Source organism: Brevibacillus sp. Leaf182 (assembly GCF_001423865.2).
GTDB lineage: Bacteria > Bacillota > Bacilli > Brevibacillales > Brevibacillaceae > Brevibacillus > Brevibacillus brevis_C.
Window position 1 is genome coordinate 210860 of sequence record NZ_LMPN02000015.1, and the last position, 23519, is coordinate 234378.

At 47.3% G+C, this 23519-nt stretch carries 18 protein-coding genes; 1 reads left to right on the forward strand and 17 read right to left on the reverse strand.

The genetic code is table 11. The annotated features are described in order from the left end of the window. Nucleotides 1-106 precede the first annotated feature (106 nt). The 8 genes from ASG16_RS03915 to speE all read right to left on the reverse strand — a co-directional run bounded on the left by ASG16_RS03915 (nt 107) and on the right by speE (nt 9559). Nucleotides 107-2182 (reverse strand): heterodisulfide reductase-related iron-sulfur binding cluster, encoded by a 2076-nt coding sequence (locus tag ASG16_RS03915; RefSeq protein WP_056486834.1) that lies wholly within the window; start codon nt 2180-2182, stop codon nt 107-109. Nucleotides 2183-2450: 268 nt separating this feature from the next. Next, nucleotides 2451-3815, reverse strand: coding sequence for a lysine 2,3-aminomutase (gene kamA, locus ASG16_RS03920; protein ID WP_056486831.1), 1365 nt, complete (start codon nt 3813-3815; stop codon nt 2451-2453). A 164-nt stretch (nt 3816-3979) separates the two neighbouring features. Continuing rightward, nucleotides 3980-5398: a sigma-54 interaction domain-containing protein gene (locus ASG16_RS03925; protein ID WP_056486828.1), complete on the reverse strand. Its 1419-nt coding sequence runs from the start codon at nt 5396-5398 to the stop codon at nt 3980-3982. Nucleotides 5399-5475: 77 nt separating this feature from the next. After that, nucleotides 5476-5868, reverse strand: a complete 393-nt coding sequence (locus ASG16_RS03930) for a hypothetical protein (protein ID WP_056486825.1) — start codon at nt 5866-5868, stop codon at nt 5476-5478. A 74-nt stretch (nt 5869-5942) separates the two neighbouring features. Then, nucleotides 5943-6356, reverse strand: coding sequence for a YwiB family protein (locus ASG16_RS03935; RefSeq protein ID WP_047069857.1), 414 nt, complete (start codon nt 6354-6356; stop codon nt 5943-5945). A gap of 55 nt (nt 6357-6411) precedes the next feature. Next, nucleotides 6412-7656: an MFS transporter gene (locus tag ASG16_RS03940; RefSeq protein WP_056486822.1), complete on the reverse strand. Its 1245-nt coding sequence runs from the start codon at nt 7654-7656 to the stop codon at nt 6412-6414. Between the two features lie 180 nt (nt 7657-7836). Continuing rightward, on the reverse strand, nt 7837-8706 hold the full coding sequence (speB, locus tag ASG16_RS03945) for an agmatinase (RefSeq protein WP_048035131.1): 870 nt from the start codon (nt 8704-8706) through the stop codon (nt 7837-7839). A gap of 19 nt (nt 8707-8725) precedes the next feature. Further along, nucleotides 8726-9559: a polyamine aminopropyltransferase gene (gene speE / locus ASG16_RS03950; RefSeq protein WP_026043396.1), complete on the reverse strand. Its 834-nt coding sequence runs from the start codon at nt 9557-9559 to the stop codon at nt 8726-8728. A gap of 196 nt (nt 9560-9755) precedes the next feature. On the opposite strand from speE, the gene ASG16_RS03955 reads away from it, so the two are divergent. After that, on the forward strand, nt 9756-11807 hold the full coding sequence (locus ASG16_RS03955; protein ID WP_056486819.1) for a transglycosylase domain-containing protein: 2052 nt from the start codon (nt 9756-9758) through the stop codon (nt 11805-11807). Nucleotides 11808-11858: 51 nt separating this feature from the next. On the opposite strand, the gene ASG16_RS03960 is transcribed toward ASG16_RS03955, so the two are convergent. The 9 genes from ASG16_RS03960 to ASG16_RS04000 all read right to left on the reverse strand — a co-directional run bounded on the left by ASG16_RS03960 (nt 11859) and on the right by ASG16_RS04000 (nt 23469). Further along, nucleotides 11859-12116, reverse strand: coding sequence for a hypothetical protein (locus ASG16_RS03960; protein WP_048035133.1), 258 nt, complete (start codon nt 12114-12116; stop codon nt 11859-11861). A 238-nt stretch (nt 12117-12354) separates the two neighbouring features. After that, nucleotides 12355-12852: a YwhD family protein gene (locus ASG16_RS03965; protein ID WP_056486816.1), complete on the reverse strand. Its 498-nt coding sequence runs from the start codon at nt 12850-12852 to the stop codon at nt 12355-12357. Nucleotides 12853-12935: 83 nt separating this feature from the next. Next, complete coding sequence (locus tag ASG16_RS03970) at nt 12936-13268, reverse strand: hypothetical protein (protein WP_056486813.1); 333 nt, start codon at nt 13266-13268, stop codon at nt 12936-12938. Between the two features lie 26 nt (nt 13269-13294). Further along, nucleotides 13295-16081 carry a lipase/acyltransferase domain-containing protein gene (locus ASG16_RS03975; RefSeq protein ID WP_082517163.1) on the reverse strand — a complete coding sequence of 929 codons (2787 nt, stop codon included), beginning with the start codon at nt 16079-16081 and terminating at the stop codon, nt 13295-13297. 66 nt (nt 16082-16147) lie between these two features. After that, nucleotides 16148-19873 (reverse strand): ABC transporter permease, encoded by a 3726-nt coding sequence (locus tag ASG16_RS03980; protein WP_241970684.1) that lies wholly within the window; start codon nt 19871-19873, stop codon nt 16148-16150. 261 nt (nt 19874-20134) lie between these two features. Continuing rightward, the gene (locus tag ASG16_RS03985; protein ID WP_056486804.1) at nt 20135-21040 is read right to left on the reverse strand and encodes an S-layer homology domain-containing protein; all 906 of its coding nucleotides are present in this window, start codon (nt 21038-21040) and stop codon (nt 20135-20137) included. A gap of 36 nt (nt 21041-21076) precedes the next feature. Next, nucleotides 21077-21466 (reverse strand): thioredoxin family protein, encoded by a 390-nt coding sequence (locus tag ASG16_RS03990; RefSeq protein ID WP_056487207.1) that lies wholly within the window; start codon nt 21464-21466, stop codon nt 21077-21079. Between the two features lie 187 nt (nt 21467-21653). Next, the gene (locus tag ASG16_RS03995; RefSeq protein WP_056486801.1) at nt 21654-22181 is read right to left on the reverse strand and encodes a YwgA family protein; all 528 of its coding nucleotides are present in this window, start codon (nt 22179-22181) and stop codon (nt 21654-21656) included. Beyond that, nucleotides 22174-23469, reverse strand: coding sequence for an HD domain-containing protein (locus tag ASG16_RS04000; RefSeq protein ID WP_056486798.1), 1296 nt, complete (start codon nt 23467-23469; stop codon nt 22174-22176). The genes ASG16_RS03995 and ASG16_RS04000 overlap by 8 nt, the downstream gene beginning before the upstream one ends. Between the last annotated feature and the right edge of the window lie 50 nt (nt 23470-23519).

Below are 23519 nucleotides of genomic sequence, written 5' to 3' on the forward strand. Positions count from 1 at the left end.
ACTCTTTTTGATTCAGCCGGCTCCATTATCTTACAGTTTTTTTGCAAAAAAATAATGCGCAAGCCTCGTCGCTTGATTAGCACCGAGACTTGCGCATGGTATGAACCTAGATGGCGTCTGCGAGAATTTCCGCGACGTCGCGTGTTTTGACGTGATCTTCCTGCTCTTTGGTCTTGATTCCGTCGTTCATCATCGTCAGGCAGTATGGGCATGCACTGGCAATTTCCGTCGGCTTGACCTCCAGAGCTTGCTCCGTGCGTGTGACGTTGACACGAGAGCCCTCATGCTCCTCCATCCACATCAAGCCGCCGCCCGCTCCGCAGCACATACTGTCGCAGCCGCTTCGCTTCATTTCGACTACCTCTACGCCAGGAATGGCTTCGAGGATCACGCGTGGCTTGTCGTAAATTTCGTTGTAGCGGCCCAAGTAGCAGGAATCGTGGTAGGTGATGCGCTCTTTGACTTCCTTGGTTGGCTTCAATTTGCTATCCTTCACCCACTCTGCCAACAGTTCGGAGTGGTGGTACACCTCTGCATTCAACCCAAACTCCGGGTACTCGTTCTTAAACGTATTGAAAGCATGCGGGTCGCAGGTAACGATTTTTTTGACTTCATACGCTTCAAACAAGGCGATATTTTCTTGGGCGAGCTGCTGGAACAAGAACTCGTTCCCAATGCGGCGAGCCGTATCGCCAGAGTTCTTTTCCTCGTTGCCCAGAATGGCGAACTTCACGCCTGCTTCGTGCATGAGCTTTACAAATGCCTGCGAAATTTTTTGGCTGCGCAAGTCAAACGATCCCATCGAGCCTACCCAGAACAAGTACTCGAATTCCTCGACCTGCTTCACAGTTGGCACCTCGTACTCACCGTTCAGACCTTCAATCCATTTTGTCCGGTCTTTGCGGTTGATTCCCCACGGGTTACCCTGACGCTCGATATTGTTCAAGGCACGCTGCGCTTCTGCTGGCATGCTTCCTTCCGTCATAACCAAATAGCGACGCATATCGATGATTTTATCTACATGCTCGTTCATTACCGGACATTGGTCTTCACAGTTGCGACAGGTCGTACAAGCCCACAGCTCCTGCTCGGTAATAACATCGCCGATCAAGCTTTTCTCATAGACCGCGGTTGCTCCTTCCGCCGTCGCCGCTACTTCAGATGCTTGGAACGCAATCTGGTTGGCAGTCGTCTGCGAAAAAGCGAAGCTCGGCATCCATGGCGTACGTGATGTTACCGAAGCACCTTTTTCGGTCAAATGGTCGCGCATTTTCGTAATCAGATCCATTGGGGAGAGCATTTTTCCCGTTCCCGAGGCCGGGCACATATTCGTACAGCGGCCGCACTCCACACAAGCGTACAGGTCGATGAGCTGCGTTTGCGTAAAATCCTCGATTTTGCCGACACCGAATTCTTCCTGCGTCTCGTCCTCGAAGTTAATGCTGGTCAGCTTGCCTGGCGGGTCTAGCTTTTTGAACCACACGTTGACAGGCGCAAACAACAAATGTGCGTGCTTGGACTGCGGCACATACACCGCAAAGCCGAGCAAGATGATCAGATGCAGCCACCAGAAAACATAAAAGCCTACCGCTGCACCCGTTGGCCCTACCCCAATCGCAGAGAAGACAATCGCGAAAACTGATGAGATCGGAGCAAACGCCGATGGATCATGTCCGAGCCAAATTTGTTCAAAAGCAAGCGAGAGCAACACAGTCGCCATCAGGGAGGAAATCAGCAAGAGTACCAGCCCCGATTTGAAGCCTCGCTTCAGACGCTTGAGCTTTTCGATATAGCGGCGGTAAAAAGCGTAGCCGACCGCAGCCAAGATGAGAAACGTGGTGATCTCCTGCATGACGGAGAAGTACTTGTGAGCGCTACCAAAAGGAAGCTCGTAGCCTTTCGAAAGCCCTTTGATAATCAGCTCGATGGCTCCGAATTGCAGGGTGATAAAGCCGTAAAACATCACGACGTGCATCACGCCGCTCTTTTTGTCCTTCAGCAGCTTCTTGTGGAAAATGACGTTGTCCAGCATCAGATTGATGCGTGCCCCAAAGTCATTTTTCACATCCGGCTTTTTCCCCAGCTTGATAAACAAGTATCTGCTGTACACGACATGCCCGGCTAAATATAGCCCGTAAGCGAGAACCAGGAAAAAGGCGATCAAATTAATAAGTGCCAGCATGTTTTCTACTCCCCTCTATTGCGAGTTTTTCTTTGGACGTGGAAATCGTTTTTTCTATCTTATCAGAATCATGGAAATAAATGAATGAGTATTCAGTCAGTCTGTTTATTTTTTTCGAAAAATGAAACGATACTGAGCGACCGCTCATAATGGGTGTAACTCGATCTTATCACACAAGTTGCAAATCATCCATCCTCTTCGAAGAGTTGGAAATATTCTTTCGAAAAAAAGAAACAGCTACCTTCATACGGGTAGCTGTTGATCCTGCTTATTTTCCTGAAGCTTCCTTGGTCTCGGTAGTGGTCTGTTCTTTCTTGGCCTTTTGCTCTGAACGTACATCTGCGAGTGATTTGACCTTGGTTGCTTTAATGCGCTTGTTGCGCGGCAGATCAGTCGGCTCCAGATTGTCAACCTCGTCTTGCATCAGTGCTGCGATACCAACTGCTTTGCCTTTTGCAGCCTTGCAGTATTCGCAGTTTTCTTCATCGTGCTCGTGGTATTGCTTCGGCTCTGGATAGGACGTGATAACGCCTTCAAAATTACGCAGCACAACTTTATCAGATGCTTGCGAGATGATGTAGTTCGGGCTGACAGGAATTTTGCCTCCGCCGTGCGGAGCGTCTACTACAAAGGTCGGAACTGCATAGCCGGAAGTATGGCCGCGCAGGTGCTCAATGATTTCGATCCCTTTGCTGACAGGCGCGCGGAAGTGTCCGATTCCCTCTGACAGGTCGCATTGATAGATGTAATACGGGCGAACGCGAATTTTCACCAGGTCCTGTACCAGCTTTTTCATCGTATTCGCACAATCGTTGATACCGGCCAAAATAACTGCCTGGTTGCCGAGCGGAACACCAGCATTGGCGAGCATCTCGCAAGCCAGCTTCGCTTCCGGTGTAATTTCTTTTGGATGGTTGAAGTGTGTATTTAGCCAAACTGGATGGTATTTTTTCAGGATATTACACAGGTTTTCGGTAATGCGCTGCGGGAATACAACGGGAGCACGCGTACCGATCCGAATAATTTCAACATGCGGGATGTCGCGCAGGCTGCTGATGATGTACTCCAGTACGCGGTCATTGATCAACAGACCGTCTCCACCGGAGAGCAGTACATCGCGGACTTCTGGTCTTGAGCGAATGTAATCGATACAGGCATCCAACTGTTTCTTTGGCACGCCCATACCGATCTGACCGGAAAAGCGGCGGCGCGTACAGTAACGGCAATACATGGAGCATTGGTTCGTCACCAGGAAAAGCACGCGATCTGGATAACGATGCGTCAGACCAGGTACAGGAGAATCCGTATCCTCGTGGAGTGGGTCTTCCATGTCGTATTTGGTTCGAACCATCTCAGAGGACAAAGGTACAGACTGCATGCGAACCGGATCGCTTGGATCGTCTGGGTCCATCAGATGAGCATAGTACGGAGTGATGTTGAGTGGAATCGTTTGCGTAGAAATACGTACGCCCTCTTCCTCTTCCGGTGTCAGGTTGATTACCTGCTTCAAATCATCGACCGTCTTGATGGTGTGCGTAAGCTGCCACATCCAGTCATTCCATTGTTCATCCGTGACATCCTTCCAAAGTTCTATCGAACGCCAATCGCGTTTTGTCGCTACTGTCATGTGCATCCCGTCTCCTCTCGTCTTATGGTGAACCTCTTCGTTTCACTCAACCAACAAGAGATGCAAGTGCCATGCCAACAAATCAAAAAATTTAGAAAATAAGGAATAGAGCGTTTCGTGAGCGCTTCCTTCCCTTTTGAACCTTCATGAGCCTGCCGAATTTTCGGCACTCAACAGGGAGGGATCATCCGCTGCGAGAGCTTGTATTGCAGCGTCTGTCTTGGGATTCCCAAGAGCTTGGCGGCACGAAGTACATTGCCGTCCGTTTGCTGCATCGCATCTCTGATCACCTTTTCCTCTACCTCACGCAAAATTTCTGGCAACGTACAGCCTTCCTTTGACAGGAGTTGAGCCGAAATGGGCGCTTCATTTTTCTCAGACTGCGAGCGTTCCAGCAAGTGTGCCGGGAGATGATCCAGCAAAATGATGTCCGACTCCACCATGTTCATGGCTGCTTCTATGACATGTTCCAGTTCACGTACGTTTCCCGGCCAATCATACACAGCAAACAAACGTGCCACTTCACTGCTGATTCCACGCACATTCATACCGAAGATCCGGTTGAACTTTCGCAAGAAATGATCGATCAGCATATCCACATCTTCTCTGCGCTCACGCAATGGAGGCAGTTCAAAAGAGACGACGTTGATCCGGTAGTACAGGTCGGTTCGCATGATTCCTCGCTCCACGAGTGACTGCGGTGCTTCGTTGACTGCGGCGATTACCCGTACGTCCACTTTGGTCGAGTGGCCCCCGCCGATCCGTCTGATCTGCCCGTCCTGGAGGACTCGCAGCAGCTTTGCTTGCAAATCGAGCGGCATACTGTTTAGTTCATCCAGAAATAGAGTACCTCCATCCGCCAGCTCGAATAACCCTGGCCGATCATCGGCTCCCGTGAAGCTTCCTTTTGTCGTACCAAACAGCAAGCTTTCGAGCAGAGCGGCCGGTAGCGCGGCACAGTTTTGCGCGATAAACGGCTTACTGCTGCGGACAGACGCGTGGTGAATAGATTGGACAAACAGTTCTTTTCCCGTCCCGGTTTCGCCGTATATCAACACAGGAGAGGTTGTCCGCGCAGCTTTTCGAGCGCGTTCTTTGAGGCGCTTCATTTTTTCACTCATCGTCAAAATATCTTCGAAATGGAAAGTCGTTTCATCCACCGGGCGTTTTGTTCGTTTCGGCTTGCTAATCTTGGCCTGAAGATCGACCAAGCGCTCCGACAGTTCTTTTAGCTTGCCGATATCCTTCGCCACCTCGACTGCCCCGACTAACCGTTTGCCTACTCTCACCGGAAGTGTCGTGTTGATTGTCTCCACACGCATTCCCTTCCAGTTCTTATATGTCTGTGTCTGGTTGTAAATTGATTCGCCACTATCGATAACACGAAGCAGAGTACTCGACTGCCGATCAAGTGAAGGAAAAACCTCCAACAATGGCTTCCCCAACACCTCTTCTGAGGTCAGTCCATCGAGCTTGGCTGCGACGTGATTGTAGAAAATCGTAATGCCATTTGCGTCCACAACGTGAATTCCTTCATCGATAGCACCCAAGATCGCCTGCAACATTTCTACCGTATCTGACAACGGCATCCTGGCTTTCACTCCTTCCTTCCATCCATACTGCCAAAAAATCATCACTTCGCCGAATATTCGGCACTTTTACGAGGTTATCGATTACGCCCTACCTGTATGGCAAGCATTCCAGTATACAGTAAATGTCCCAATACCCAGATGAAAAACGCCGTCAAACTCATCGCAGATTGACTCAACAGGCTAAATGGGAAAAACGCAATAGAAAAACCGAGCATCCAGTACAGCAAGTATCGTACCGATCGGGCTTTTCGTTCCCGCGGGTAAAAGTACATGAGAAAAAAGGCGACGATCACACTAATCAGCAGATGAATCAATAGTTCTACAATAGAGGGCAGGTTTTCCATGCCCGGTACATAGCTGACATCAATTAAAACGGGAAAGGTATTGGTATCAAACAAGCCATCTCCGAGCGCCAAAAAGGCAGCAAGACCCAGACCGGCTATTAGTCCATTTGCGAGTACAAACATGCTGTATCCCCCTTTCACTTCAGCCGCAAGTAATCCTATTGTACGTGCAAAAAACCGCCCTTGCAAAGGGCGGCTTATTTTCCTAGCTCTATTTTCAGCTCATGCTCACCAGCGTACTGCTCATTCATCCATAGCTGGTACGCGATTTCTACCTGTACAGGAACCTCTGCTTCATAGCGAATTCGCAGCTTGTTCGTATGCGTCTCCATGGCAAACGGACCATAAGGACTTTGATAGGTAGAATGAGTGCTGGCTCCTTTTTCGAATTGCTGTCTGGTTGAAACTCCGCCCTGACGAACCAGCGTAATGGACGTATCTGTCAGCTTCAGTGTCGTGCTTACTTCGCCTACGCCCTCCATCTGCTCTTTGTAGGTCAAATACCACGCGGATGCTTTTTGTACGCGCTTGCCTTCATAGCTGTGGGTCGTTTCTTCCCAGTTGCCTTCGACATGATGCCGTGCCGTCAATTTTACTTGTATGTCTTGCATGCTGCTTCCACACTCCACTTTCTTTCGCTTCCCATTTATCCCTACATTCTACCCTTCATCGCTCTTGTGTGGCAACCGCCGCCTCTGCTTTGGCATCAGCCAGCAGGTATCTCATGGTAGCAGCAATCCCGATCGCCGCAAGCAACAGCAGACCCGCCAACACCAAGTACCCAACTCCTGCCCCTGTGTAATCAATCATAGCCGTAAACAAACCGATCAGGACCAAACGCATCATCATGCCGATTGAGTTGAAAAAGCTCATAACACGCCCCATCTGATGCTTCGGCACAACTGTCATATAGAGCGATTGCCGAATCAAGCGCACAGAAGCATTGCTCCACCCGTAAAACGTGTACGCTGCAATCAACGCCCAGCCATACGGCAAAGCAATCATGACGACAATCGCAATCGCGAACAACAACGTATTGCCGATCATGGCTGCCAACTGCCCCATCTTGCGCACGACGATCGCAACGAGTAAACCTGCTGCCACGGCCCCCAGTGCATACGTGACCTCTCCTAGCGAATAAACCGAGACACCTTCCTGCAACGTTTGGCTTATGTAAACAGGCTTCAATAAGTTCGTCGCCATAACAGCAATGAAGGGCATGAGTGCGGATATGCCAAACAGCAGGAATCCTTTCTTTTGCCGAATGTACCGCCAGCTTTCCATCAACTGCACCGTCCACGCGACACCCTGGTTTTGCTTCGCCTCTTTTTCCAGCGTGAAGGTATACGTCATGGTAGACAGCAAGGTAAAGGCGAACAAGTAGGTAATCGCATTAAAGATAATGACCACATGCAGCCCGTAGGAGCTAAGTAAAATCCCCGCAAATGCGCCAGCAAGAACGGATGCCGTCTGCCCTTCGATCTCGAGCAGACTGTTGATGCTGTTGTAATGCTTGGGCTCAAACGTCTCCTGAACCAGTGCGGACTGCGTCGGGTAATGAATCTGATACATAAAAGTCGTCGTCAAATAGATCACAATCAGCATCCACTCAGTGTACTCTCCGAAAAAGCCCCAGATCGCGAGCATGCCAAGTACGCCAAATCCGATCAAGTTTTCGATTAAAAGCATTTTTTTGCGGGAATAACGATCGATGAGCGTCCCGATATACGGCCCAATGAAAAACATCAGTACCGCAGAAGTAAACATGGTGGAGCCCAAAAGTTGAGCAGAGCCTGTCGTTTCCACGAGGAACCAGGCAATCCCGATCATCGTCATGCCTTGCCCAAACCCGGAGAACAGATTGGAAAAGAACAGCTTTCGAAATGGTGCGTAGGCAAATACTTCTCTCATATAGACAACTCCTTTGTAAGAAAACCTCCATCGACTCTTAAATCATCTCACTATTATGATTGTACTGACATTTTTATACTTTGTAAACTAAAATGTTTATTAATTAAATTGAGCGTTTCCCACCAATAAGAAAAGCCCCCGGTTCTTTCGCAAAACCGGAGGCTTATTTACTCAGATATCTTATTTTACAAAGCTCAAGAGCAGCTCGCGAACGATTTTGGACGCCGCGATTTGCGTCATTTCACTGTGGTCATACACAGGAGCAACCTCCACCAGGTCACAACCGATGACATTCGCACCGTTGTTTGCCATGAAGTGAATGGTATCGAGCAGTTCACGAGATGTGATGCCGCCTGCTTCTGTTGTACCTGTTCCTGGAGCGTGCGCAGGGTCCAATACATCGATGTCAATTGACAGGTAGATCGGACGGTTGCCGATGGTAGGCAGCACTTGCTTCACTGGCTCCAGTACATCGTATTTGTACAGATGCATGTTTTCTTTTGCCCACTCAAACTCGTCCTTCATCCCGCTGCGGATTCCGAAAGAGTATACATTTTTACCGCCGATCAGGTTGCATACCTTTTTGATCGGGGTGGAGTGGGAGTATTCGTATCCCTCGTAGTTGTCACGCAGGTCCGTATGCGCGTCAAAATGGAATACGACCATATCCTTGTACTTTTCATAAACCGCTTGGAATACTGGCCAGGAAACCAAGTGCTCTCCGCCCAGACCCAATGGGAATTTGCCATCTGCCAATACTTTTGCCACGAATGTACGGATCGCATCCAGGCTACCTTCCACGTTTCCAAAAGGAAGAGGAATATCGCCAGCATCAAAGTATTTGATGTCTTCCAACAGCCTGTCCAAGTACGGGCTGTACTCTTCCAGACCGATAGAAACCTCACGAATACGGGAAGGGCCAAAACGAGAGCCTGGACGGAAGCTCACTGTCCAGTCCATCGGCATACCGTAAATAACCGCTTGGCTTTCTTCGTAATTCCCGTGACTACGGATAAAGACATTTCCAGAGTATGCTTCGTCAAAACGCATAGGTGTAGTTCTCCCCCGATTAGTCGCGGGTCAGCTCAGCCACAAAGTTAGGCAGTTTGAAAGCAGCGTGGTGAACTTCCGCATTGTAGTATTTGGTGCCCAAATCTTTGATTTTCGCTGGATCTACTTCCAACGGATCGTGTTGCTTGGAAGCGATGGTGAAGCTCCACAGTCCGGATGGATAAGTAGGAATGCTGCAAGTGTAGAGACGAGTAACCGGGAAGATCGATTTCAGGTCTTTGAACACGCGCTTGATCAGTTCACGGTTGAACCAAGGAGATTCCGTTTGAGCAACCATGATACCATCTGGTTTCAAAGCATCGTGAATGCCTTGGTAGAAACCTTTTTCGAACAGACCTACAGCAGGTCCTACTGGCTCTGTAGAGTCAACCATGATCACATCGTACTCACCTTTGTGGTCATGAATATGTTTGATACCATCGATTACCTGTACATCTACACGCGGATTGCCTGTCAATGCACTCGCAATCTCAGGGAAATATTTTTTGCAAGACTCAATGACGCCACCGTCGATTTCAGCCAGAACTGCTTTTTCTACAGACGCGTGCTTTACGATTTCACGAATAGCACCGCCATCGCCGCCGCCTACAACCAGAACCTTTTTCGGGTTTGGATGCGTATTCAACGCGATATGAGAAATCATTTCATGGTAGACAAACTCATCGACATCGGTAGTCATAACCATGCCGTCGAGCACTAACATGCGACCAAACTGCTTCGTATTAATTACGTCGATTTGTTGAAACTCGGATTTCTCACTGTATAGGGTTTCTGTAATTTTCGTTGTTATCCCGTGATTTTCCGTCTGTTTTTCGGTGTACCACAATTCCATGTTCATGGCTATGTAACCTCCTTCAATTAACCGCATGAAAATACAATATAACAAGAAAATTATAGTAGCTGTCTTCCAAATTGCAAGATATTTTTCTAGCAAGGAAAGTTTAACCAGCTTGAAAGCGACACATACTACTAGTAACGTAGTATGTCCTATTTTATTGATTCAACCGCAGAAAGGAGGAAAGGCACACATGGAAGTCATTCGCGAAGCCCCATTGCTGCGCTATTTGCGTTGGGCTAAGAAATTCGTAAAATTTACCATTCTCAGCCTATTATGTTTCTCTTTTGCCATCTTGCTGCTCATTTTGTACTTACGCTCACAACCACTCCCGGAAACGTTTGTGAAGCAAACCACGACAATTTACGCTTCCAATGGAGAGGTTTTGGATACGATGCACCGTGGCGAGAACCGGATTTCTGTGCCACTTGCAGAGATTTCACCCGCATTGCTTGATGCGACCATCGCTATCGAGGACCGTTCGTTCCGCGAGCATTTTGGCTTTGATTGGAAACGGTTGGCCATGGCCGCTTATGTCGATGTCATTAACATGGACAAGCGTCAAGGTGCCAGTACCATCACCCAACAATTGGCAAGAAATCTGTACCTCAGCTTGGACAAGACATGGGAACGAAAAATCAAAGAAGCCTTGCTTTCGATTCAGCTTGAACTGAATTACAGCAAGGATGAAATATTAGAAATGTACGTGAATCAGATTTATTATGGTCATTCAGCTTATGGCGTACAAGCTGCTGCCCAAACCTATTTTGGCAAGGACGCCAAAGATTTGACGATTGCAGAGAGCGCCATGCTGGCAGGCATCCCTAAGGGTCCTACTTATTATTCACCGTTTGTCGATTTGGAGCGAGCCAAAGCCAGACAAAAGCTCATTTTGAATGCCATGGAGCGCGACAATCTACTGACATCGAAGGAAGTAGAGCAAGCCTACGCAGAACCAATCAAGCTAAAACAGCGAACAAACGAGAATGTCACTGAGCCAGCTCCTTATTTCCGTGATTACATCGCTAATTTGGTTAAAAACAAATATGGCATTGACGAAGAAAAATTTATTCATGGCGGTCTAAAAATCCATACGACCCTTGATCCAGTCGTACAAAAAAAGGCCGAGGATATTGTCGCCTCTGTCTTACCGAAGAATAATCCGAATTTGCAGGTAGCCCTTGTCGCCATGGACCCTGCTACCGGCTATATCAAAGCGATGGTAGGTGGACGTGACTACAAGGTGAGTCAGTTCAATCGCGTGCTTGGCAAGCGTCAGCCCGGTTCTTCTTTCAAGCCGATCATGTATTTGTCAGCCTTGCAAAACGGCTATACACCACTCACTTTGATGAAAAGCGAACCAACCGTTTTTACCTACGATAACAATAAGCAGTACATCCCCGGCAATTTCGGTGGAAAATATGCAAACGCACTGATCAACATGCGGGAAGCAATCAAAACTTCCGACAACATTTATGCTGTCAAGACCATCGATTTTCTCAGTCCGCAAAAAGTAGTTGAACAGGCTAAGCAATTAGGTATCACTAGCTCGATGCAAGCAGTTCCCTCTCTGGCACTGGGAACTTCACCTGTCTCTCCCTTGGAGTTAAACGCAGCTTATGCAGCAATCGTCAACAAGGGACAAGCAGTGAAGCCCATTGCCATTACATCCATCGAGGATAGCGAGGGTAACATTTTGGTTGAAGAAAAACCAGAAAAAACACAGGTAGCCGATCCTGTCGCATCTGCTCTCTTAGTGAATATGATGCAAAGTGTATTTGAACAAGGGGGTACGGGATATCGCGTTGCTGGTGAAATGAACCGACCTGTAGCGGGGAAAACAGGATCTACGGATTATGATGCTTGGCTGAGCGGGTTCACTCCGCAATTGGTTTCGACCGTATGGGTAGGTTACGACAAAAACCAAAAGGTAGATGATGTAAAGGAAGGCTATCTGTCCAAAAAAATCTGGGCCCAGTTCATGGAAAGTGCGCTCAAAGGTCAGCCCCCTGCACTTTTTGACATGCCTGCTGGTGTTGTTTCTGTCTATATCGATCCCGCTTCTGGAAAACTGGCGACCGAGCATTGTCCGAATCCACAGCTCTTTTATTTCGCCAACGGAACAGAGCCTCAAGATTACTGCACGGATCACATCCCGAAAAATGAGACACCGACACCTTTAAAACCGCCAGATTCTTCGACCTTCTGGCAGCGCATGGGCAGTTGGTGGAAACCAAATCAATAAAGAAAAAAAGGACGTTCCTCTTCATCGAGTACGTCCTTTTTGGTATGCCTATTAACCTTGCGTGCTCTGATTGTCCCCGCCGCCCACGACTCCATCTCCATCGGCAAAAACATGGTCGTTGACGATCGTAATCAGACCTGCATGATCAAGCTGTTCCAATACTTCAAACAAGCTGTCCCTTTTTCCAGCTGGAAGCTTGCGTACAAAGTTGTTTATCTCGGTCGGAGTCACGTGTGTGCGGAAATGGACGCCACCGTGCTTCACAAAATGATCATGCGATTGTTCATTACCACGGAGATCTTCTCCCAATGGGTACCGCCCCTTCCGTCAAACAGTTTGGTTCAATCCTCATTAGTGTTCCGCGATATCCCAAAAACTATGATCAACAAAAGAAAATATATACACAAACAGGGAAAGAGTGACGGCTCTCTCCCTGTTTGTTGACCTAGTGTACATGTACACAGATATGGAAATAAGTTTACCTGACTTCAATTGTGTGAACAATTGATTTCACGATTTGTTCACAGACCGTTCACGATTTCCAACTTTAGGACAAATTTTGCTTTAATTCCTCAGTGGAATTCTCATACATATCCGCGTTATTATCAATCAAAAGCTTTTTCAGAGCGGCTTTTTCTTTCTCGGATAGATCGGACAGCATAATACGTCTCTTCATGGAGTAATCCATGCGATTTACGTGGTCTGCCAAAATTTTGAAGCCCCGGCGAGCTTCCCTATCGATTTCCATATAGCAAGCGGTTGCTCCTGCATAATAAGGACCAGCTTCATTGCGATCGACGGTTACCCAAACGAGCCAATAAGGCTTTCCATTTGGTACTTCTTCTTTATTCGTCGTCCATTTGATGCCCTTTTCTACAGAACTTTTGGCATGCAAGGCACCCATGTCAATGTACGCTTCGTCCCCATCGATAATGACCGAGGACACAGCATTCAGGTCGAGTACACCCTGACCAAAACCACCGTGTACATCGGTTTTTCCACCCATGATGGTAAAACCGCCTTTTTTATTATCAAAAATATCCATTTGAATAACCTCCAGACAATCATTCTCCTTCCTTTTATTCTACTCGAAAAACGTGCTGTGACGCAATTTGCCTATGTGCCCAGTTATTTATCTGTGGGCTTTTGGGTGTTTTGTTTTTTGTTTACGAGCTGGATGATTTTTTCGATGCCCCACATGATCAGGATCGTTACGATGGCTGTATGGACCGCCATGGCAACCTTCATGACAAACAGTTCACCTAGCATCGTGTCAGAGGGAACAATAAACAAGTAGTACACAAAGCTAATAAAAAGAACACTTAGAAAGATTAACCAGCCGCGAAAGCCTAGCGTGAAGCGAATGAAAGCGGCGATGAGCAAACCGATCAAAGGTCCCGCAAACATCAATGAAAATACGAATGGACCGAGTATGAACCAGACAATCCAATTATCATCCATTGTCTTACACCCTTTGTTTTTGATGACTACTGAACATTGGGATCCGTAGATTCTTCTACCTCTGCCAGTCCACGCTCATCGAGCACGTAATGTCTACCTGTTTCTTTGTACCGCTCCGAATCATCTGACGAGAAACGTTTGATCAGAAAGCGCGCTGACGCTTCTCCCTCTACAGCTACAGGAGGCTGGAATTCCAGGTCTTCACCATCTCGAACATGGATGACAACGATGCGATCATGATATTCAATAGACAGGTCTTCCCGTACTTCTTTTTTATTGGCGTCGAGTGTAAAGGTCTGTCCGGATTTGTTAATCGTTACTTCAGGAAAGCTTTTGTCATCTTGGGCAATGATGTAATACAGGTAGTCAGCATTTTGGTCCGGGGCATTGCGTAATCCTGATTGTAATTCCTCATCTCCCTGTAGCAATCGCGTTACTTGGTCGATGACTTCTGGTATGGTCGGCAGCTTGGCGTGTTCGCCTTTCACGTAGTATCGTTTTTTCATATCCTTTTGGGCGTAATTGGCACTCATATACGGAACGGTACCGTCCCCTACGCCAGGATCGAGAATCGGGGACCATTCGTCATAAAAAGAATCATAAAAGTAGCCGAGCAGTGTTACTTGACCTGTACCTACGATGGAATACTGTGGAACATTGAACGTTTTGTTATCCCACTTTTCATGCATCTTGCCGCCATGCCTGACAAGCGGCGCATAGTCGAGGCGAATATTTTTGTCCTTTAAAAATTCGTCGTAGGTGTAGTACTGAATATTACTCTTTTTCAGGAAGCCAACCGTTTCAAAATATTTTCTGGAGGGTAGCAGCTCGTAGACGGCAGGTGCATAAGAGGAAATCACTTTCCCTGTTTCCTCATCCAGCCAAGGGATCGAAAAATTGTATCCGTGTTTAAGAGCCTGATATGCCCGTGGAGAACCAAGGAAGGGTGTGCCCATATACACGACACGATTCACTTTACGCTGGTAGGACACATTGGATAGAAGTGTTTCTTTTACCAAGAGCCCACCCATGCTATGTGCCACCAAATGCACCTGATTTGCCCCACTTGCCTTCAGTGCAGCGTCGATTTCTTCTTTTAGAAGTTTGGCATTTTTGGTGCTGCTGTACCGCCAATCGTACGGCAGTGCAAACAAGGTACGGTGCTTTTTGTATCCCGCCTTCTCCAGTTCCTTTACCATACTGTAATACTGTTCGGTAAGTTCTTTTAAAAACGGTGTATAGGAAAGATACTCGATGGCGTAAAAATCGTCTTTTTCCGGGTGGATCGTCACATCACGGACGACTGGCTGTACATCTACACTATTTGGCTTGATTGGCTCCAGGGAGAGTAGCCTGCGGTGTTTGGGATCATTAATACCAATGAGACTATCGCCAAGTCCCAACCATATTTCTGATCTCTTTCCATTCTGCTCCACCTCGAGTCGCGATCCACCTACTCCCGGGATTAAGATAACTGGGATCGTTCTGTCTCCTATATAAAGACTGTACGAGTTAGCGGTAAATCCCGAGCGTTTGCTGGCCATGACCTTGACTTTATAGGTTCCAGGATAGGCATTGAAAATAATATGTTCATCCGAGTTCTTCGCTTTCTCGGATCTGGCGACTACTTTTCCAGCCTCGTCGAGCAGAAATACATCCATATCCATTCCAGTAGGGATATCCTTGAGAGAGACCTCCACAGTGGAGGAGAGCGTAAAGGATAAGCTGTAAAAATCCACATCCGTCTTTGAATGAAGATTTCCTACGATATTTCGGTTATACGCATCCAGCTCGTAGGCCGCTTCCATTGTGTCATTCGGCTCGTATTCATCTGCCTTGCCTCCTCCTTGATCCGTGAAAAAATCAGCTCGAAGGCGGTAGTAGTAATCTTTCGAATACGAACCCTGCTTTCCAACGACCTTGATGTAGTACCATTTGTCCTTTTCCAGTGCCAGTCCCTCGATTAGCTCAGGCTCATTTCCATGCTGCTCTGAACGAGCGAGCTCCTGCTCCTCCTCATCGTACACATACAAATCGTAATCTTCGTTTGCCCGAATATCTGTGAGGGATATATTCATCTGACCATTTGTTGTTCCTCTGATTTTCCAAAAATCCACATCATCTTTACTGCTAATCTTTCCATGGCTGTCCTTTCCGTCAAATAGCCAGTCCGATTTGCTGCCCAAGGTGTCATTCGGTTCTACCTCAAAGCGAGCTTCTCTATTGCGCAGTTCCGCTTCTCCTGGCTTATTCTCACCTGAAAAATGACCATAAAACTCCTCTGCCAGCCGCGAAAGCTCTTCATCGACGGCATCCTGCTCCTGTTCTTGCTCTGCCTCTTCTGATGGAGCTTCGTTTTGGTCTTCGATCTCTCGTTCGATCAACTCTAGCAGTTCTTCCTGATCGGCAGCCATTTCATTCCAGGGCGCCTTTTTGATTTTTATTTTTTCTACAGTCGGCTCTATGTGTTCAGGCAACGATAGCTCCCAGCTACGTAAGGCCTCTTCTGAATCATCGATGAACATCGTTATCTGGATAGGACTATCATCCATAGGCATTACAGCGAGGGAAATCTGATACTCCTCGTGAAAAGAACGGGTCTTGCTGTCGCTGTCCTGATTGACAGACAGCTCGACTTTATCCGGAGTACCCGATAATTGTGCCTGAAAACGCACCTCTCCCTCGTCGATCCATGCCCATGCCTCCTCTACGAATATCTCCCGTTCTTTTGCCCAGCCCTGTTCCACTGTATTTCCCAAGCATAAAGCGAATAGGAGAAGTACACATAGCAACCGCCGCGTGATTATTCCCACAAAAATCCCCCTCATCCTTTTTCTAGCTTTACAGTAGAAAAAGACAGAGAGGGGGTGCAAATATTTTTACTGAGTCGTATGGTTGCGGATTCCTTGTCGTTCCCATGCATTTGCAATGATACGGAAGGGTAGTTGATAATCTTTCAGCTCGTGCCCTTGGCCGGAAGCTTTATTTTGATAGGGGAAGCCCTTGTTCACGTCAAAACGAAAGGAAACGGAGTAATAGACTGCGTAGCTCGCATCCTTTTGAAAGCCATGCTGTTTATCCCCCATCAAAGGCGTATCTACTCCCACTTCACGAGTTCCTAGCTTGGAAGCGGAATAAGAGGGGCCTCTCCAGTGCTTGGGGGATGCTTGTTGCAAGGCTAGCAACGACTGTAACGGCGTTTGGCGCAAGCCAGTTTCTGAAATCCACGCCCGCGCAGATGTCACGACAGGAAACTGGTTGCTCACAGGATGGCGGTGTCGATCCTGCAGCTCCACTTGCGTCAAGATGCGCTCCCCCGCGTAGTAATCGTTTGGCTGGCTGTTTGGATACCGATCTCTGGCATGATACGCTTCCCATTCGGCTGTATGTCGAATCGAGCCTGTTGCATTCGGCTCAAATACTTCAAAGGAGCGCTCTCCCCCTTTAACCGTAATGGTATAGCGCCCTGCCATTGTTTTGGATATGTTCTGTGGTTCACACACCTCTTCATCTTCGTCGTTCGTCGCGCAGCTCTCGTAGGACAGTTCAAAATCGACCTGATAATCCATCACGATGACAAAGCCGTTGATTTCTGCTTTGTACTTTTGGGATTGGAGTACTTGGCGCCAAGTCGTCTGTGTGGGGACCGTGGTTCCTGTGTACACGGCCTCTGTCCCTGTAGATGCACTGCTTACCTGCCATTGCATTGGCGCTCCGGGGCCTGTCAGCTTCAGATCAAGCTGCGATGGCGTATAGACTGCCATGCTCTTGGCATCTGAAATCCACCCGGGATTCGCAGTGACAGTTACGTTTTTAATATCGTCCCCGCTGACTGAACTTTCCAATTGCGCTTTAAATTCCGTGATTTTCTGATTGATCTCCTGCTCTGTTTTTTGGAAGCCTTCGTTTATTTTCGACTGATCAATGACCACGCGAATCGTAGCTGGTTCACGTTCCCACACGCCATCTGCATGTAGCGGCAGTTTTTGTAGCTGTCGACCATCACTGTCATAAATCTCTAAGCCAATTTCACCGCCATCAAAATCGTCTCCACCCCCAGGCGACTCGGGAACTTCCCCACCAATGATTTTCACTGGCCAAGTCGCACGATTGTCCGTCCAGATCGTTTCATTTTTCGGCATGGATTTCGCAGGGTTGATATGGGCAATGAAATCCTCAGATTTTTGCGGATACTTCGTCGGAACCGTTATCTTACGCACCTCGCCCGGCTTGAATTCCTTCACATCTAAGCTGGTTTCCTTCTCCGAGCTAGCCCAACGAACAGCTAATTTCGTATCATGCGTTAATTTCCCGGCATTCTTCACGTTGAATGTAATCGTCGCATCGGTTCCTGCGGCTTGAGGGCTCTTCGGATTAATTTGAAAGCTCGATTTCACAATAAGCAAATTCTCTCCATCCGGCTTTGGAGTGCCTTTTCCGATTTGCACAAAATAATGTCCGTCACAGCCATCACTCTGGGGTGAATAAAATTGCACCTTGTACAGACCTTCTAGAAGAAGATCGTTCCCATCTTCCGGAAAATATACCCAATGTCCATTTGTGGAGGTGTTTGATCCATCCAGTTCTTTACCATTTCGCTTTCTTTCCCAGTTTCCTGTGACCGGATCGAACCACCTCATCGAAAAGCGACTATCCTCGGACAAAAACATGTGAAAACGATACCCGTCTGGAATTTCATCTGCTGCTATTTCAATCGTTTCTCCACGTTTAATTTCTTTGCTCCACTTTTGGTTTTTCAGATCAATTTCTACAGACACCAAAATATCCCGGCATTTTTGGTCAGATTCAATGGTGAATCGTACTTCACCCGTGCAGCCAGTCTCGGACTCGAACAGCAGTACAATTTCATCACCAACATCCACAGTACCTGGCAACATGAGCCTGAATTGCTCGTCCGCTGCAAGCTTGTCGGTTAACGTTGTTTTTCCTTCTGGAGTCTTCAAATACCAAGTACCAGATACCTTCGAGGAAAACGATAGATTGGTATCGTAGTGGTCTCCCAGATCAGTAAAGTATTTGAAATACACCGGGTCTGTCAGTGTATATCCTGAACTGGCTGACCCATTCATCAGTTCGCCTTCCGGGGAAAATGGCAGCGGCGGCTCACTATGTACCAGGAATTTAACTTTTTTTTGGTCCGCTATTGTGCAGGAGGCATCTTTTACTACGATCGTGATTTCCCAATTGCAGTCAGGCCGATCCTTCCACTGTGTCCCATCGAAGTTTAGCTTCAGTTTGTACGTTTTTCCTTGCTCAAACTGAACATCATACGGGTCATGAATATTCCCGTACGGAAGTTTTAAGGTGGGGGAATGATAGGATCGCCATCTGCCATTGTCACTTTCCTCGACTGGTAAGGTATAGATTTTTCCATTTGGAAGTGTTACATCCCACTTGAGCAAAGCTTCCTCGCTATCTCCGTATTTGGTTGTGTATTTGGCGCGGAACGTCAGCGTGTCAAACGGCATAATCTCAATCGTTTCACCGTTTCTCACCGCAGATGCCGACAGTGTAACGATGGGGCACGAGTCTTCGCCGTCTGGCGACTTGACTCTCAAATATTTCTCCCAGCATTCTGTTCCATCATCACTGATGTAGACGACTTTTACCCTTCCAAAGCTCCCGATGCTTCCTGTCCCGACTTTCCTGTTGCCATTCGCCCCAGGCTTCATGTCATAACCATTCATGGTGAACTTCCCCGCTTTATTGGCATAGAGGGTGATTTCGGCATTTTTTTCGACAGCAATATCTGAGCCACCGCTTGCAACAGCATTGTGGTCTTTAATATCCTTGTCGCCAACGACTTGAATGTTCAGTTTCGTTTTTGTCGATCCGATCGAACATGTTGGACCTGAGTCAGGCTTTTCGGGATCGGGTTTTTCCGGTGGGGTTACATCACCTACTGTGAATTGTGCTGTGTAAGGTGTGGAAACACTTATGCTGCTCGATCCTTGGCGACTTCTTTGATGCAGGTCAGTGATCGTTAGCGATACTTCATACACCCCTGGCTCGGTAGGCTTATATTCGGTATTTTTATAGGTCCACTCGTAGCCTGGGGGACTGCTTGTCTCGTTTACCGTGGGAACGGTGGTACTGGGATCGTTGAATTTTTGATTAGATAAGATGCTCTTGTATCCACGCCCTGTTGTCTTGTTGATCACATTTAATGACCATACAAAAATGCCGCGGTCATAGTAAGAAAAGTCCGTGGCATTTGCATGAATCTCAACGGTTTCGTTGAGGTTGTATTTGGTTTTGTTGGTGGTTATGCTGCCGCTGGGTTGTGGGGTTGTGCGGAAGTGGCCTACTGAGATGTATCCGCCTTTGCCGTCTGGGACGAGGTTGTCTCCTTTGGTGTAGCCCGCGCCGCCTGAGGCGGAGGCTAGTTCTGCGAGGTTGTAGGCTTGGTAGGGTACGAAATTTGGTACTGAGTCACTGGAAACTTCCTTACTATAAACATTAGCCGCTCCCCCAAGAATGTAGTTTGGATTTCCACCAAACCGTTTTATCCAGTATGACGATTCATTTTCGTCAACAAAGTACCACCCTCGATCCGCCTTTCGGTTTACATCAGCAAAGCCCAATACTCTATTGTTATCAGAAACTTTGTCTACTTCAATTTGAGAAACTGTTGCTCCGAGTTGACCATCTATTCCTTCGATTAAAAGAAGATAAAAACTCCCTTTGGGTGCAAGCTCTTTATTTGAATCAACAGTAGCAACTTTAATGTTGTGATAATTGGGAGAACCGTAGGTCGAATTTGGATAAACAATAAGTAAACCACATAATAGAAAAAGAGAAAGCACAGAACAACTTATTCTATGCTTAAGTAAGTGGATATGCATTTACTTCGTACCCTTCGTTTTATAGAATTTTCGGGTGTTATTTATTGGTTCTAAAGAAGGTAGTTTGGTATACAAGTAGATACCTGCATCAGTTGAGTCATTGTTATTTATAACATTAAAAGAAAAAGAACTTGTGTTGTTTAATGGAATGTTAAAAGATTGATTGTTTGTGAAACCTTCCAATCCATTTTGCTTTGTAAAAAATTGTACTACTATCATAAAATCACTATCACCCTTAGGCACCTTCCCACTAATCTTCCCATTTACAACCTTCAAGCTCTTATGAAACTCATCCGCATACTTAGCCCCTTGCTCAAGCTGCCACTTATCCTTCCACAAATATCGCAAAATCTCCGCCGCTTCGCCTCGCGTCACAGGCAAATCCTCACGAAATTTTGGCTGACCACTAGGTGCAGGTTTCATCCATCCCCACGTAATAAGCGCCCCGGTATTGGTTAAATTCGGATTCTTTTCACCCCGAATCGGCTTCCATGCAGCATACACCAGCGCTGCCGTTTCTTCCTTCGTCAATAGTCTGTTCGGCTCTATCTTCACCCCCGCCAAAATCCCCGCCTTCTGCGCCTTCTCATAGCTCATCTTCGCCCAGTGCCCTGCCGGGAGCTGTGGTACGGGTGCCACCTCCTTCAATCCGCGAATGGCTACTAAACTCGCGATAAACTGTCCCTGCGTGATTTGACTATTCGGATAGAAGTTCCCTTTGCTATCCAGCCATAAGTATTTCTTCTGTACACCGAAATCAATAGCTGCCTTTGCTGTATGTGAAGCGTAATCCTTCGCTGACGCTGACGCTTTCGCTTGTACGGTAGGACTGTCAGCAACTCCAGTAAGCCCTGCCATTGCGAGTACAGATGCTAGTAGGTACGACATCATTGCACGTTTGTTCATGGAATGACCCCCTCTTTACCGGATATTTTACCTATATTATCCATTTTCGGAAAGAGTCTGATTGAGGTTCCTTTGCAAAAAGCTTCGCAACGTATTCTCGGGTACTGCCCCTTCCAGCTTATCAACTACCTTACCTTTTTCGACGACAAAAACAGTGGGAGTTGCCTCTGCCCCGAGTCGCGACGCTTCATCCAGCTCTTGCTGCTTATGAATGTCCAGTCGTTGAATCATTTCCGGTGGATACGCCTTCACAACTCTCTCGAATGTCGGGCCGAACTCCGTGCAATATCCGCAGCTATCACTATAAACGTACACCACTCTTACTTCATGGGCACTGGCTGTACCCCACGCACTTATACCGACGGCAAGCATAACAACACCGAGCGCGATCCACAGCCACCATTGCTTGCTTCTCCTCACGTCCATCTCCCTTTCGCTAATCAAAATGTTTCATAACCTATGCACTTGTCAAAGAACGATGACCGTATTATGCGGCTCCGAGTTGAGACAAAAAAAGCCAGCCCCATTGGACTGGCTGACATGTATAAAAAAAAGACGTACCACAACTCTTGCAAGTTCGTACGCCGTGCTTGTCCTCGTATGATGTTCCCTATTACATCAATGCAGTACCGCCGTCTTCCTTCATCAGCGCACGCAGTTCTTCAATAAATGCCTGCCCTTTTTGAATCTCTTCCTCGGTGTAGCGCTGCTTGCTTTTAAACGTAAAGATTTTGCCCTTCATTTCTTCATAAGGCAGGTGGTTGAAATACAGAATCGTAGAAACCAGCTCGAGAAAACGGGAATTCTCCTCGTTCATACGCAAAATCGCACGCTCTCCACTACCAAAGTCAACCTCATGAAACTTGAGAAAATCATGACCGGTTTCGTTCAAAGAGTAACGATACATATGAATGGCACCTTTACTCTCCATTTGCTCATCCAGAAGCCCCATGTTGCACAGCTCATCTACTCTAAGTGTCAGCTCTTCCGAATATGGTCCGTACATGTGAAACTCGTAGCGCTCATCGAAATCCATCTCCAGATGTTTTCCTATGTACACCATCTTTTGCAATTTTTTTCGCCCGCTCACTTCGCCGACTATCTCAATCAGGCGTATGATCTTGGCGTGACGATTAAGCATCCTCCATCACTCCCAGACGTTCTCGAATCTTACGGGAGAGATCCCCCGGCAAAGCCATGACTTTATCCAATGGAAAGTACAGCTTGTAATCAAAGCGCCGCTTTCCGCTAATGGCCTGTACAATTTCTGACTTCTGTGACAGCTCGACCAGTTCGCCTGAAGGCATTTGGAGCATAATCGGAATGCGCTCCTCTTCTTCTCCGGCACGGTAAAAATCATACGGAAGATCGGAGGTCGTGTCTACCTCCAAATAATACATCGGATCAATTCCGGCAGATTGAAATAGTTCTTTCAGCTCAGACAGCAAGCGGAAATCCCTCGGATTATATTCGACGTATTTAAAGAGATTCCTGTCCAAAAAACGGGCGCATAAATCTTTCAACACAGGGTCTTGCTCTCTGCGCCAGAGCTGCATATAGAAAAGAATAATGGACTCATCAAGCGCCAAATAGTCAGCGAGCTCTACCTTTTCCTGCAAGAAAGGCAGCAGCATGACAGGCTCCTGCATGAACGGATAGCCTTGGGAGAACAAGAGTTTCGCCCGTTGAAAAATTTTGCACAAGATGACTTCGGCACTCCGTGTCACGGGATGGAAATAGACCTGCCAGTACATTTGATAGCGAGACATGATGTAGTCTTCGACAGCATGCATCCCGCTGAATTTAAAGACAATGCCATCCTCCTGCGGCCGCATGACACGCAAGATTCTCTCAATCTCGAAATTGCCGTAATTGACGCCCGTATAGTAAGCATCACGCAGCAAGTAATCCATCCGATCAGCATCGAGCTGGCTGGAAATGAGGCTTACGATCAGTTTATTGTCATATGTCTTATTAATCACTTCTGCCAATTTCTTCGGGAAGCTATCATCAAACCGACGAAGAATTCGGTTGATTTGCGTATCTCCAAGCAAAATGGCACGCGTCCAATCCTCGTGGTGATACTTGAACACCTTTTCAAACGAATGGGAAAACGGACCGTGGCCCACATCGTGGAGCAAAGCCGCACATAGACACAGCAGCTTTTCCTCGTACGTCAACTGAATACGACCTTCGAACGTCTCCAAAATTCTGCGCATCAGTTCATACACGCCAAGCGAGTGGTTAAAGCGGCTATGCTCTCCACCGTGAAACGTAAAAAAGCTGGTGCCCAGTTGCTTGACTCTGCGCAAACGTTGGAATTCTGCCGAGTTGATCAAATCCCAAATGAATTTGTCCCGCACGTGGACGTAGCGGTGAACAGTGTCTTTGAATACCTTTTCTTCATGAAGAAGCTGGGGCTGTTGCATCCTGGACACTCCCTTCCTGTACTGCTTTCTATCTATTACTGACAGTGAAT